At 63.1% G+C, this 12,940-nt stretch carries 12 protein-coding genes; 6 read left to right on the plus strand and 6 right to left on the minus strand.

The window, feature by feature from the left end:
• Positions 1-10: 10 nt before the first annotated feature.
• The 5 genes from OEZ49_RS02725 to OEZ49_RS02745 all read left to right on the plus strand — a co-directional run bounded on the left by OEZ49_RS02725 (position 11) and on the right by OEZ49_RS02745 (position 4,505).
• Positions 11-892, plus strand: a complete 882-nt coding sequence (locus tag OEZ49_RS02725; protein WP_263386889.1) for an RNA polymerase factor sigma-32 — start codon at positions 11-13, stop codon at positions 890-892.
• Positions 889-1,713 (plus strand): ChaN family lipoprotein, encoded by an 825-nt coding sequence (locus OEZ49_RS02730; protein WP_263386890.1) that lies wholly within the window; start codon positions 889-891, stop codon positions 1,711-1,713. Before OEZ49_RS02725 ends, OEZ49_RS02730 begins: the two co-directional genes overlap by 4 nt.
• A 78-nt stretch (positions 1,714-1,791) precedes the next feature.
• Positions 1,792-2,997: a bifunctional phosphopantothenoylcysteine decarboxylase/phosphopantothenate--cysteine ligase CoaBC gene (gene coaBC / locus OEZ49_RS02735; protein ID WP_263386891.1), complete on the plus strand. Its 1,206-nt coding sequence runs from the start codon at positions 1,792-1,794 to the stop codon at positions 2,995-2,997.
• Between the two features lie 9 nt (positions 2,998-3,006).
• Complete coding sequence (gene dut, locus OEZ49_RS02740; RefSeq protein ID WP_263386892.1) at positions 3,007-3,462, plus strand: dUTP diphosphatase; 456 nt, start codon at positions 3,007-3,009, stop codon at positions 3,460-3,462.
• Entirely contained in the window at positions 3,462-4,505 is a 1,044-nt protein-coding gene (locus tag OEZ49_RS02745; protein ID WP_263386893.1) for a HesA/MoeB/ThiF family protein, read from the plus strand. The genes dut and OEZ49_RS02745 overlap by 1 nt, the downstream gene beginning before the upstream one ends.
• Here OEZ49_RS02745 and OEZ49_RS02750 read toward each other — a convergent pair.
• The 3 genes from OEZ49_RS02750 to OEZ49_RS02760 form a co-directional block, all read right to left on the minus strand.
• Positions 4,502-4,909, minus strand: a complete 408-nt coding sequence (locus tag OEZ49_RS02750) for a universal stress protein (RefSeq protein ID WP_263386894.1) — start codon at positions 4,907-4,909, stop codon at positions 4,502-4,504. The two genes, OEZ49_RS02745 and OEZ49_RS02750, sit on opposite strands and share 4 nt — an antisense overlap.
• A gap of 27 nt (positions 4,910-4,936) precedes the next feature.
• A complete protein-coding gene (locus OEZ49_RS02755; protein WP_164129081.1) occupies positions 4,937-5,386 on the minus strand; it encodes a phasin family protein in 450 nt (149 codons plus the stop codon).
• Between the two features lie 99 nt (positions 5,387-5,485).
• On the minus strand, positions 5,486-6,697 hold the full coding sequence (locus OEZ49_RS02760; RefSeq protein ID WP_263386895.1) for a trans-sulfuration enzyme family protein: 1,212 nt from the start codon (positions 6,695-6,697) through the stop codon (positions 5,486-5,488).
• A 122-nt stretch (positions 6,698-6,819) separates the two neighbouring features.
• Here OEZ49_RS02760 and OEZ49_RS02765 point away from each other — a divergent pair, with 122 nt between their 5' ends.
• Complete coding sequence (locus OEZ49_RS02765; protein WP_263386896.1) at positions 6,820-8,835, plus strand: M3 family metallopeptidase; 2,016 nt, start codon at positions 6,820-6,822, stop codon at positions 8,833-8,835.
• Positions 8,836-8,905: 70 nt separating this feature from the next.
• On the opposite strand, the gene OEZ49_RS02770 is transcribed toward OEZ49_RS02765, so the two are convergent.
• Genes OEZ49_RS02770 through mrdA form a run of 3 tightly spaced genes read right to left on the minus strand, consistent with a single transcriptional unit; the run spans position 8,906 to position 12,939 of the window.
• On the minus strand, positions 8,906-9,838 hold the full coding sequence (locus tag OEZ49_RS02770; protein WP_164129078.1) for a 2-hydroxyacid dehydrogenase: 933 nt from the start codon (positions 9,836-9,838) through the stop codon (positions 8,906-8,908).
• Positions 9,839-9,856: 18 nt separating this feature from the next.
• A complete protein-coding gene (rodA, locus tag OEZ49_RS02775) occupies positions 9,857-10,996 on the minus strand; it encodes a rod shape-determining protein RodA (protein WP_164129077.1) in 1,140 nt (379 codons plus the stop codon).
• Entirely contained in the window at positions 10,993-12,939 is a 1,947-nt protein-coding gene (mrdA, locus tag OEZ49_RS02780) for a penicillin-binding protein 2 (protein WP_263386897.1), read from the minus strand. The genes rodA and mrdA overlap by 4 nt, the downstream gene beginning before the upstream one ends.
• Position 12,940: the final 1 nt, after the last annotated feature.

Raw genomic sequence — 12,940 nt, forward strand, 5'->3', positions numbered from 1 at the left:
GGAGTGATGAATGGCACTGGATAATAGCCCAAGAGATACAAGCATGTCCCGGCAGGCGATGAAGGCCGAGTTGCTGGACGCCGAAACGGAATTGAGATTGGCGTATGCTTGGCGAGACCAACGGGACGAACAGGCGCTGCACCGCCTGATCACAGCATATATGCGGTTGGCGATCTCGATGGCGGCGCGGTTCCGCCGCTATGGTGCGCCGATGAACGATCTGATCCAGGAGGCGGGTCTGGGGCTGATGAAGGCCGCTGACAAGTTCGACCCGGATCGTGGCGTCAGGTTTTCGACCTATGCGGTCTGGTGGATCAAGGCCAGCATTCAGGACTACGTTATGCGCAACTGGTCGATGGTCAGGACCGGATCGACCAGCAGCCAGAAATCCCTGTTTTTCAACATGCGACGGGTTCAGGCCCGGCTGGAGCGCGAGGCGGCGTCGGATGGAATTGCGCTCGACCAGCATCAGTTGCACCAGATGATCGCATCGGAAATCGGTGTGCCTTTGCGCGATGTCGAGATGATGGACGGTCGGTTGTCCGGGTCAGACTTTTCGCTGAACGCGACGCAGGCCTCGGACGAGGAAGGGCGCGAATGGATTGAGGCACTTGAGGATGATGGCGCACAGGCGGCCGAACTTGTCGAGCACGCCCATGATAACGCCCAACTGCGTGAATGGTTGCTGACGGCGATGAAGGCGCTGAACGACCGCGAACGGTTCATTGTGCGCGAGCGCAAGTTGCGCGAAGAGCCGCGGACACTCGAAAGCCTGGGTGAGGAACTAGGCCTTAGCAAGGAGCGGGTGCGTCAGCTTGAAGCGGCGGCCTTTGCCAAGATGCGCAAGAGCCTTGAAGCGCAGTCGCGTGAGGTGCAACACTTCCTGGCATGAAAGCCATTGCGATTCCGGGCCTTGCCCTTGTTCTGTTTCTGGTCGCGCCAATAAAGGCGGCCATGTCCAGTGATCTGATCCCGGCGGATGTCTTGAACGACATGCGTCAGGCCGATGTGGTGATATTGGGAGAGACCCACGACAACCCGCAGCATCACCTTGTCCAGGCCGAGGCGGTGACGGCACTCGCCCCATCTGCCGTGGTCTGGGAAATGCTGTCCGAAGAGGGGGCGGCCCGGCTGACACGCAAGGCGGTCGACGATCCCGAGGAACTGGCGCGTATCCTGCAATGGGCTGAACTGGGTTGGCCGCCGCTGGCGATGTATCTGCCGGTGTTCCAGGCCGCCGATGCGCCCGTCTATGGCGCTCTGGTGCCGCGCACGGCGGCGCGCGCGGCGATGGAAACCGGTGCGGCTGCGGCGCTGGGCGCGGATGCCGCGCGATTCGGTCTGGGAGTTCCGCTGCCGGACGAAGAACAGGCGGCCCGCGAGGCGGATCAGCAGGCATCGCATTGCAATGCGATGCCACCCGAAATGCTTCCGAAACTGGTTGCGGTTCAGCGTTTGCGCGACGCAGTTCTGGCCCGCGCGATCCTGCGGGCTTACGAGGAAACCGGCGGCCCGATTGCGGTGATCACCGGCAATGGGCATGCCCGCAGCGATCGCGGCATTCCGGTCTTCCTTTCCCGGGTCCAGCCCGGGCTGCGTGTCTTCACGCTGGGCCAGTCCGAAGAGGGGGCCATCGAAGGGACCTTCGACGCGGTGATCGACAGCCTGGCAGCGCCGCGCGAAGACCCCTGTGCGGCATTCGACAAGAGCTGAGGCCGGGGATTATCCGCTGGCACTTGTGCGCTACCTCTCCTAAGTTCGGGCCGATCCTTGGGGAAAAATGGCGCGGACATGCTAGCATCCAAACGTATCCTTCTGATCATCGGCGGCGGCATCGCCGCCTACAAGACGCTGGACCTGATCCGGCGCTTGCGCGAACGCGGGGCGGCGGTGACGCCCGTTTTGACGCCGGCTGCCGAAGAGTTCGTCACTCCGTTGTCGGTCTCCGCGCTGGCGGGCGAGAAGGCGTATCGCGACCTTTTCGACCTGACGGACGAGGCCGAGATGGGGCATATCCAGCTGTCGCGTTCGGCCGACCTTGTGGTGGTCGCTCCGGCCACTGCCGATCTGATGGGCAAGATGACGGCCGGTCTGGCCAACGACCTTGCCTCTACCCTGCTGATGGCGACAGATACGCCGGTGCTTGTTGCGCCCGCGATGAATGTGCGCATGTGGCAGCACCCGGCGACCCGGCGCAACCGGGATCAGCTGGCCAGGGATGGCATCCGGTTCGTCGGCCCGAATGAGGGCGACATGGCCTGCGGAGAATACGGGCCGGGCCGGATGGCCGAACCGCTGGAGATCGTGGCAGCAGTCGAGAAAGCCCTGGGCGACGGTCCATTGAAGGGGCGGCGTATTCTGGTGACCTCCGGTCCGACGCACGAGCCGATCGATCCGGTGCGCTACATTGCCAATCGGTCTTCGGGTGCCCAAGGGACAGCCGTGGCTAGCGCTCTGGCCGCCTTGGGGGCCGAGGTGATCTTTGTCAGCGGCCCGGCAAGCGTGCCGCCGCCCCAGGGCGTGCATGTGGTGCGGGTGGAAAGCGCGCGCGAAATGGATGCGGCCGTCGATGCGGCCCTGCCCGTGGATGCCGGGGTGTTCGCGGCAGCCGTGGCGGACTGGCGGGTCGCCAGCGCCTCGGACCGCAAGCTGAAGAAATCGAAAGACGGGCTGCCGGTGCTGGAGTTCGCCGAAAACCCGGACATCCTGAAACGCGTGAGCCGGCTCGAGCAAGGCCGCCCGAAACTCGTGGTGGGGTTTGCGGCAGAGACCAACGACGTGGTCGAGAACGCGACGGCCAAACGTCTGCGCAAGGGCTGTGACTGGATCGTTGCCAATGACGTCAGCCCGGCAACCGGCATCATGGGCGGCAGCGAAAACGCGGTCATCCTGATTTCGGATAGCGGGGCCGAAGAATGGCCACGCATGGGCAAGGACCAGGTGGCCGAAAGGCTGGCGCTCCGGATCGCCGAGGCGCTCGGTCGTGCGGGATCATGAGGGAATAAGATGGTTTCGATACGGGTAAGCCGAGACGAGGGCACGGATACGGATATTGCATTGCCCTCGTACGAAACCGCAGGCGCGGCTGGCGCCGATGTGCGGGCCAATCTGCCGGATCGCGGATATGTCGTGCTGGCGCCCGGGGCGCGGGCATTGATCCCGACCGGGCTGCGGGTCGAAATACCGCAGGGATACGAGATACAGGTTCGCCCCCGGTCCGGCCTGGCGTTGAAACATGGAATCACCCTGCCCAATACGCCCGGCACCATCGACAGTGATTACCGTGGCCCGCTGGGGGTGATCCTGCTGAATGCCGGAACCGAACCGTTCACGGTTCAGCACGGTGAGCGAATTGCACAACTGGTGGTCGCCCCCGTGCTGCAAGCTGTGTTCGAGGAGGTGGAAACCCTGGATGAAACCGCCCGGGGCTCAGGTGGGTTCGGATCGACGGGGCGCGGCTGATGCTTCTGGTTCTGGGGATTGCGGCAGTTCTTTGGGGCGTAGGCCTGGCCATGGGCGTATCGCGGCAGGCCCGGATCGGCCTGATGGTGGCGCTGTTTGTGCTGGTGATGCTGGCGCAGTTCGCCCTGCCGGATGGCCATCCCGTTCGCATGGCGACCGGGCAATCACCCGCATTGTGGCTGCTGATCGGCGGCTTTGCCGCCTTGGCCCTGGCGTATGGGCGATTGCTGGCCTGGCTCAAGTCGCGGGCGCAACTAGAGACCGTGGCAACCAAATCCGCCCTGTTCTCCGAAACGGAACTGGACCGGTATGCCCGCCATATCGTGCTGCGCGAATTGGGCGGGCCGGGGCAGAAAAAGCTGAAACAGGCCAAGGTGCTGGTCATTGGCGCGGGCGGGCTGGGTGCGCCTGCGCTTCAATATCTGGCTGCGGCCGGTGTCGGCACTATCGGGGTCATTGACGACGACGTGGTCGAGAATGCCAACCTGCAACGGCAGGTGATCCACCGCGATGCCGATATCGGCATGCCCAAGGTGTTTTCCGCCAAGGCGGCGATGGAGGCGCAGAACCCCAATGTCGTGGTCCGCCCCTATCACAGGCGGCTGACCGAAGAGATCGCGGAGGCACTCTTTTCGGAATACGATCTGATTCTCGACGGCACGGATAATTTTGCGACACGCTATCTGGCGAACCGGGTCGCGGTTGCGCAAGGCAAACCGCTGGTCTCGGGCGCGCTGGCGCAATGGGAGGGGCAACTCAGCGTTTTCCACCCGGCCGACCACGGCCCATGTTACCAGTGCATCTTTCCAGAGGCGCCCGCACCCGGTCTGGCGCCGTCGTGTTCCGAGGCGGGCGTAATCGGCCCGCTGCCCGGCGTGGTGGGCGCGATGATGGCGGTCGAGACGATCAAGCTGATCACCGGGGCCGGAATGGCCCTGAAGGGAGAGATGCTGATCTATGACGCGCTTTACGGGGAAAGCCGCAAGATCCGTCTGACCCGGCGATCAGATTGTCCAATCTGCGGCGGGTCGACGCAAAGCTAGCGTAACACATGCACCGCACATTTGGCGTGTCGCACCACCCGGTCGGCCGTCGACCCCAGCAACAGGTTCTCCAGGCCCGGCTTGTGGGATGCTATGACGATGCAGTCGATGTCATGCGCGGCAGCATGATCGACAATGGCGCGTCCGGCATGTCCTGTCGCCATGACCGCCGAGGCGCCCGGCAGACCGGCTGCCATTTGTGTCAGAGCCTTTTGGGCATCGTCGTGGCTGCGCGCCAGAACTTCGGCGGGAATCTGTGCGGTGACATAGGCTGGTATTGCTTCCATCACGTGGAAAACGGTGAACTTGGCTTTTTCACTGGCCAGTTTGCGGGCGGCCAGAAAGGCCGCCTGCGTGTCGTGACCGTCGTCAAAAGCCACCGGAACAAGAATGTTGCGGTACATCTGGTCCTCCTCCCTTGATCGACCGGATCAGATCGGTTCGGACTTGGCCGAACGGGTCGTCTTTCTGGCCAGTTCCTTGGCCTCGCCAATCGTTTCCTCGACGGCTTCGGCCTCGGTCTTGGTCACGTAGTCCGCGCAGCGCGACACGGTGTCGAACCATTCGCGGGCATCCTCGACCAGCCGCTCGACGGAATGGCGTTGCCATTCGACCATCGCCTCCATCGTCTTGGCCGGGTCTGGCCGCTCTGCCGAGGTTGCCGTCCGGGCGGCATCCAGCGCCGTTCGGATCGCTTCATGCCGGCGTTCGAACCAGTGGCGGGTAAATCGTTCGGATTCGCTCAGCAGTTTCTCCTGGGCATCCCAGAACTGTTCCATCTGAGGTGAGACCAGTGCATTCATCGGTGCCGGAGCTTGCAGGGATTTAAGAATGTCTGCAAAGGCTTCGGGGGTGGGAAAGGCGGAAGTCTTCTTGGCCATGGGTGATTCTCCCGTTGCGGAAAGGCGCACCCACTCTGGCAGAAGCCGCGGATCTCCACCTTAAGCCAGATCAAGTTTCAGTGCGCCTGTCGAAAGATTTCAACCCAATGCTCGGTCGAGGTCGGCAACCAGGTCTTCGGGATCCTCAAGGCCGACCGACAGACGGAAAATGCCATCCCCGGCAAAGGCGCGGTAGGCCTCGCGTTGGCGGCCTTCGAGCCGGAACGAGCTGTCCATCAACCCTTGGGTTCCCATCCAGAAGATCAGGCTGCGGTGATGGCCCAGCGACACTGCATAATGGATGATCTCCATCCGCTCGATCATTTGCCGCGCGATCCGCTCACCGGTTGCGGCATCGCCGACCTGGAACGAGATCATCGCCGACATGTTGGACATCTGCCGCGCCGCCAGATTCGCCTGCGGGTGCGAGGGCAGGCCCGGATAGATGACGCGGGTCACCCTCGGGTCCGCCTCCAGCCACTCGGCTACGGCCTGAGCGCCTGCGGCATGCGCCTTCATTCTCAGCGGCAGGGTCGCCGCGCCGCGTGCGATGAGCCACGCGTTGAAAGGCGAAAGGACCCCGCCATGATGAATGGCGGCTTCGACTCGCATTTTCGAGACCAGATCGGCCCGGCCACAGACCGCACCCGCAACGGCATCGCCATGACCGCAGATGTACTTGGTCACCGAATGCATGGTCAGATCGACCCCCAGCGCCACGGTATCCATCCCGATGGGCGAGGCAAAGGTGGCGTCGCAACTCAGCAACGCGCCCGCTTGCCGTGCCAGCGCGGAAACGGCGGCCAGGTCGGTCAGGCGCCCGATGGGATTGACCGGTGTTTCTGTGTGAATGAGCCGGGTGTTCGGGCTGATCGCCGCTGCCACCGCCTCGAGATCGGTCATGTCCACGGTGCTGACGGATATCCCCATCCGGGGCAGGGTGTCTCGGGCCAGTTCCGCCACGCCAGCATAAGAGACATCCGACACGATCACGTGGTCGCCAGCGGACAGAAAGGTGAAAAAGATAGCAGAGGCCGCAGCCATGCCGGAGGCGGTGCACAAACAGGCCTCTGTCCCCTGCATCGCCGCGATCTTGGCCTCGAGCATTGCCACAGTCGGGTTGGCCCAGCGGGAATAGGCATAGGGGCTGTCGGGGGTCAGGTCATGGGCGGAAAAGCCCGAAACATCCTCGGACACAAAGGTCGATGACATGTGAATGGGCGGCGCCGAGGCCAGTGTGGCCGGATCCGGCGCCTCGCCCGTGTGTATGGCGGTGGTCATCGGGCCTGTCGGGCGATTGGTCTTGTGCATGGGTAGTCCTCCTTGGCCCCGAGGGTGAGGGGCATGAAACCTACATGCAAGCCGGTTTGCGACATTGCCCCTCTGGACCATCCCCGCGCGCGCTCCTAGCTTGAGCCGCAAAGGAGATCCCGATGACCAACCCGCTTCTAGCCGAATGGCAGACACCGTTCGAAATCGCCCCGTTCGACCGGATCAAGGATGAAGATTTTGCCCCCGCGCTGGAGGAGGCGCTGGCCGCCCACCGAGCCGAGATCGCGGCAATTGCCGAGAGTTCGGCATCACCAAGCTTTGCCAATGTGATCGAGGCACTGGAAGCGGCTGGCAAAGCGCTGGACAGGGTGCTGGGCGTGTTCTTTACGGTCGCCGGGGCCGACAGCAATCCGGCCCGCGAGGCCTTGCAGCGCGACTTTTCACCGAAACTGGCCGCGCATTATTCCGAGATCTCGGCCAACAAGGCGCTGTTTGCGCGCGTCGCTGCCGTGTGGGTGGCGCGAGAGACACTGGATCTGACAGACGAGCAGAACCGCGTGCTGATGCTGACCCATCGCGGGTTCGTGCGATCCGGCGCGGCGCTGAGCGGCCCGGAAGAGGCGCGGATGAAGGAGATCAAGGGCCGGCTTGCCACCCTTGGGACTCAGTTCACCCAGAACCTGCTGGCGGATGAGCGCGAGTGGTTCATGACCCTCAGCGAGGCCGATCTCGACGGGTTGCCCGGCTTTGTGGTGGATGCCGCCCGCGCCGCCGGTGCCGAGAAGGGGCTGGGTGGCCCGGTTGTCACCCTGTCGCGCTCGCTGATCGTGCCGTTCCTGCAATTCTCGCCCCGCCGTGACCTGCGCGAACGCGCCTATCGCGCCTGGGTTGCGCGCGGCGCCAATGGCAGTGACACCGACAATAGGGCGATTGCGGCCGAGATCCTACGCCTGCGTGAAGAGCGTGCGCGGCTCTTGGGCTACGACAGCTTTGCGCAGTACAAGCTGGAAACCGAGATGGCGCGCGAACCGGCCCGGGTGCGCGATCTGCTGTTGCAGGTCTGGGATCCCGCCCGTGCCCGCGCCGAGGCGGATGCGCAGGTGCTGACGGCAATGATGCATGCCGATGGCGTTAACGGTGATCTTGAACCATGGGACTGGCATTTCTACGCAGAGAAACGGCGCAAGGCAGACCATGATCTCGATGAGGCTGCGCTGAAACCCTTTCTGCAACTCGACCGCATGATCGAGGCGGCCTTTGCCTGCGCCAACCGCCTGTTCGGTTTGGAGTTCCGGCCGCTGAACGTGCCGCTCTATCATGCCGATTGCCGCGCCTGGGAGGTGATCCGCAATGGCCAGCATGTGGCCGTCTTTATCGGCGACTATTTCGCCCGCGGCTCCAAACGTTCGGGCGCCTGGTGTTCGGCGATGCGGTCGCAGGCGCGGTTCCCGCAGGTGCAGGCACCGGTTGTGATCAATGTCTGCAACTTCGCCAAAGGGGATCCCGCGCTTTTGTCCTATGACGATGCGCGGACATTGTTCCACGAGTTCGGCCATGCCTTGCACCAGATGCTGTCCGACGTGACCTACGAGAGCATATCGGGCACTTCGGTGGCGCGCGATTTCGTGGAACTGCCCAGCCAGCTTTACGAACACTGGCTGGAGGTGCCCGAGGTCCTGCGCGAATTCGCCACCCATGCCGAGACCGGGGAACCGATGCCGCAGGCGATGCTGGAGAAGGTGCTGGGCGCTGCCAATTTCGATCAGGGCTTCCAGACTGTGGAATACGTGTCCTCGGCGCTGGTGGATCTTGCGTTCCACGACGGACCGGCGCCGGTCGATCCGATGGAGAAACAGGCCGAGGTACTGGCGGCGCTGGGCATGCCGCACGCCATCGGCATGCGTCACGCGACCCCGCATTTTGCCCATGTCTTTGCCGGTGACGGCTATAGCTCGGGCTATTACAGCTACATGTGGTCCGAGGTGATGGATGCCGATGCCTTTGCCGCCTTCGAGGAGGCGGGTGGCGCGTTCGATCCCGAACGGGCCGAGGCGCTGGAGCGGCATATCCTGTCGACCGGCGGATCGCGCGAGGCCGAAGAGCTCTATCTTGCCTTTCGGGGCCGCTTGCCGGGGGTCGAGGCCCTGCTGAAGGGCCGCGGTCTGATCGCGGCCTGAGATTTTTCGTCAAAAATCTCGCCTCCGGCGGGAGTATTTTCAGCGAGATGAAGGGGCGGGTTAGGCCCCTTCAATAGCCCTGTTCGCGATCAACCAGATGCAAGAAGGGTTCACCCTGCTCTCCGCGCCGGATGTTCTCGCAGATCACTTGTGCGGCGGTCACGGGGCGGGTTTCCGAGGCAATATGCGGGGTGACCGTGACGTTGGGATGGGTCCAGTAGGGGTCGTCGGATGGCAGCGGCTCGGTCCGGAACACATCGAGCGTCGCGTGCCCGACCTGCCCGCTGTCGAGCGCTGCCAGCAGAGCGGCATCGTCAATCAGCGGCCCACGGCCCGGATTGATGATCCGCGCCCCGCGCGGCAGCAGCGCCAGCGTCTCGGCTCTCAACGTGTTTTCCGTGGCCGGTGTGCTGGGCAGCAGGAGCACCAGTATCTCGGCCGCGGTCAAAACCTGGGTCAGCCCCTCGCTGCCGTGCAGGCAGGTGATGCCGGAGACGTGCCTTGGGGATCGGCTCCACCCCGTGACCTGGAAACCGAGTGCCGACAGCGCCAGCGCCGAGGCCTGTCCCAGGGCCCCCAGTCCCAGAATTGCCACCGACCGTTCGCTGGCCAGCGGCGGCACGTCCTGCCGCCATTCGCCTTTCAGGCCGTGGATATGGGCATCCATTCCCAGATGGTACCGCAGGACATGTCCGACCACCCATTCCGTCATACCCTGGGTCAGGCCATGATCGACCATACGGGCAAGCGGGACGGTCAGTGTCATGTTTCCCGCGATGCTTTCCACCCCGGCCCACAGGCTCAGCACGGCCTTGAGGCGGGTATAGGGTGTAAAGTCGCTAAGGCCGCCATTTGGGGCATAGACGACATAGTCGACCTCTTCGGGCGGGAATTCCGTGCGCAGGTCGAAATCGATACCCAACTCACCAAGATAGGTTGAAAGAAGCGGCTCATAGACCGGCCACAGCGCAGGACGCGCGGAAAAGAGTACGTTTACGGCCATTTGGGATCCTTTTCGGGGTCAGCGTGGTCGGTGAATATGGGCGCTGTGTACAAGACCAAAGGCCACCATCAGCACCAGCATGGCCGAACCGCCGTAACTGACCATGGGCAAGGGCACGCCTACGACTGGGGCCAGTCCCATCACCATCGACATATTGACCGCGAAGAACAGAAAGAAGTTCAGGGCGATCCCCATCGTGACCAGAGACGAGAACCGGTCGCGGGTGGCCAGTGCGGTGACGATGCAGAAAACGATGATCAAGGCATAGAGCGACAAAAGCGAGAAGCCGCCAATGAAACCGAATTCCTCGGCCAGCGTGGTAAAGATGAAATCGGTGTGTTTCTCGGGCAGGAAGTTCAGCCGCGATTGAGTGCCTTGCATGAACCCCCGCCCGGACCAGCCGCCCGAGCCCAAGGCGATCTTGGACTGTGTGATGTGATATCCGGCGCCAAGCGGGTCGGAGGACGGATCCAGGAACGTGTCGATGCGGCGGAACTGATAGTCTTTCAGCAACTGCCAGTCGGTGCCGCGGCTTTTGAAAACAGCGGTGATCAGACCCACGCCAGCCGCGATAACCGCCGCGAAATAGGCCCAGTGGACACCGGCAAGAAACATCAACCCGCCGCCCGCCGCCAGCAGCAGGATCGCTGTACCAAGGTCGGGCTGTTTCAGAACCAGCCCGGTGGGCACAAGGATGATCAGGACCGGGATCAGAACCCACAACGGGCGCGACGTCTTCTTCCCGGGAAGCCAGTCGTAATAGGCCGCCAGCAGCATCACCAGCGTGATCTTCATCAACTCGGACGGTTGCAGGCGCATGAATCCAAGGTCGATCCAGCGCTGGGCGCCCATGCCGACCGCGCCGAAGAGCTCGACGAAGACGAGAAGCAGCAGCGAGATGCTGTAGGCGACAACCGCCATGTTGCGCCAGAACCAGATCGGAACCAGCGCCACGACAGTCATCACCGCAAGTCCCACGGCAAACCGTTTGATCTGGGGTTCCGCCCACGGGCTGAACGACCCGCCGGCCACCGAGTAGAGCATCAGGAAACCAACGGATGCGACCGAGATCAGCAGCAGCGTCAGCGGCCAGTTCATGTAGAGAATTTTGCGCAGGCCCGAGGGCGTGGATTTGACCGAATACTCGAGATAACTCATGCGCGGTCCTTGTCTTCAGGCTTGGCGGCAGGGCGCAACTCGCGTTGCAGCCTCTCCTGCTGGGCGGAAACACGGCTGCGGTCCTTGGCGGGGTAGGCTTCCAGCGGGGGAAAGCCATCGTACAACGCCTGGAGGATGATGTCGCGGGCAATCGGTGCCGCAGCGGCCGAGCCGCCGCCACCATGCTCCACAACAAGCGAGACGGCGTATTTCGGCTTGTCGAACGGGGCAAAACAGACAAACAGCGCGTGGTCGCGGCGCTCCCACGGCAGATCTTCGTTCCGGATCACACCGGCGGCCCGCTCGGCGGCGGTGATGTTTCGCACCTGGCTGGTCCCTGTCTTGCCCGCCATGCGGAATTCGTCGGTCAGGATGCGGCTGCCATAGGCCGTTCCGCGCCGGTCGTTACTGACCGAGTACATCGCGCGCCGGAGCTTGCGCAGGTTGTTCTGGTTCACGGCCATCGGCTCACCGGCGCCCGAGGGCTGTTCGACACCGTCGATCGACTTCACCAGGCGCGGGTCGACCTTGCGCCCTGTGGCGATACGGGCTGTCATCACGGCCAGTTGCAGCGGAGAGGCGAGCATGTAGCCCTGGCCGATAGAAGCGTTGGCTGTGTCGCCGATCAGCCAGTCCTGTTTGTGGACCCTGTTTTTCCAGTCCTTGTCCGGGGTCAGCCCGCGCGCAACTGCGGACATCGGGATATCGTGCCTGATCCCTAGGCCGAATTCCTGTGCCATGGCAGAGATCTTGTCGATGCCCACCTTGAGGGCAACGTCATAATAATAAACGTCACAACTCTGTTTGAGCGAGTTTTCCAGATCCACATGGCCGTGCCCGCCACGTTTCCAACAATGGAACCTGCGACCGCTTACCTCAAGGTACCCCGGGCAATATACCGTATCCTCGGGCCCCAGAAGGCCGGCCTCCAGCGCAGCCATCGCCGTGATCATTTTGAAGGTTGAACCCGGCGGGTAGGTCCCCTGCACAGCTTTGTTGGCCAAGGGTCGGTATGGATCTTCGGTCAACGAGCGATAATCGGCTATCGAAATGCCGCGCACAAAGAGATTTGGGTCGAAACTGGGGGCCGAGGCGATCGCGCGCAGGTCGCCGGTCTCGCAATCAATGACCACTGCTGCGGCGCTCTCACCGCCGAGCCGGGCCTGGACATATGCCTGCAACTGATTGTCCACCGAAAGTTGTAGGTCCGCGCCGGGTTGCCCCTCGCGCCGGTCCAGTTCTCGCATCACGCGCCCGGTGGCATTGACCTCGACCCGCTTTGCGCCGGCCTTTCCGCGCAGCAACTCTTCTTGCTTGGCTTCCAGTCCGACCTTGCCGATCTGGAAACGGGGAATGCGCAGAACCGGCTCTGGGTCCTGTATCTGGCTTAGGTCATAATCACTGACCGGCCCTACATAGCCCACCACATGGGCGAAATCGCCCCCTTGCGGGTAGACGCGAGTCAGTCCGACCTCGGGTGTGATTCCGGGCAACGCGGGGGCGTTGACCGCAACTTTCGAGATGTCTTCCCAGCTGATCTGATCGGCAAGGGTAACCGGAAGGAAGGGCGGCGAGCGGCGCATTTCCGCCCGCGCCCGCTCCAATTCCTCTGGATCCAACGGGATGAGCTTTTGCAGATTGGAGATCACCTGCTCGACATCACCAGCATCCTCGCGCACGATTACAACCCGGTACGAGGGGGTGTTTTCCGCAATGATCCGGCCATTGCGATCGAACAGCTCGCCGCGGGTCGGTGGAATCAGGCGGATGTTGATCCTGTTCTCTTCGGCCAGCAGGCGGAACTGATCGGCTTGATCCACCTGCATGTATCGCATTCGGGCGGCCAGCCCACTGATAAATGCCGCCTGGAGCCCGCCCAGCAACAACGTTCGACGGGTCATGGTGCGGTGCACCTTGTCCAGATCACGAGGAGGACGTCTCATT

Source organism: Ruegeria marisflavi (genome assembly GCF_025673445.1).
GTDB lineage: Bacteria > Pseudomonadota > Alphaproteobacteria > Rhodobacterales > Rhodobacteraceae > Ruegeria_B > Ruegeria_B marisflavi.

Coding starts and splice junctions, on each gene's coding strand:
- OEZ49_RS02725 (WP_263386889.1), top strand. CDS start 11: ATGGCACTGGATAATAGCCCAAGAGATACAAGCATGTCCCGGCAGGCG.
- OEZ49_RS02745 (WP_263386893.1), top strand. CDS start 3,462: ATGCTTCTGGTTCTGGGGATTGCGGCAGTTCTTTGGGGCGTAGGCCTG.
- mrdA (WP_263386897.1), bottom strand. CDS start 12,939: ATGAGACGTCCTCCTCGTGATCTGGACAAGGTGCACCGCACCATGACC.
- rodA (WP_164129077.1), bottom strand. CDS start 10,996: ATGAGTTATCTCGAGTATTCGGTCAAATCCACGCCCTCGGGCCTGCGC.
- OEZ49_RS02730 (WP_263386890.1), top strand. CDS start 889: ATGAAAGCCATTGCGATTCCGGGCCTTGCCCTTGTTCTGTTTCTGGTC.
- dut (WP_263386892.1), top strand. CDS start 3,007: ATGGTTTCGATACGGGTAAGCCGAGACGAGGGCACGGATACGGATATT.
- OEZ49_RS02770 (WP_164129078.1), bottom strand. CDS start 9,838: ATGGCCGTAAACGTACTCTTTTCCGCGCGTCCTGCGCTGTGGCCGGTC.
- OEZ49_RS02760 (WP_263386895.1), bottom strand. CDS start 6,697: ATGCACAAGACCAATCGCCCGACAGGCCCGATGACCACCGCCATACAC.
- OEZ49_RS02750 (WP_263386894.1), bottom strand. CDS start 4,909: ATGTACCGCAACATTCTTGTTCCGGTGGCTTTTGACGACGGTCACGAC.
- coaBC (WP_263386891.1), top strand. CDS start 1,792: ATGCTAGCATCCAAACGTATCCTTCTGATCATCGGCGGCGGCATCGCC.
- OEZ49_RS02765 (WP_263386896.1), top strand. CDS start 6,820: ATGACCAACCCGCTTCTAGCCGAATGGCAGACACCGTTCGAAATCGCC.
- OEZ49_RS02755 (WP_164129081.1), bottom strand. CDS start 5,386: ATGGCCAAGAAGACTTCCGCCTTTCCCACCCCCGAAGCCTTTGCAGAC.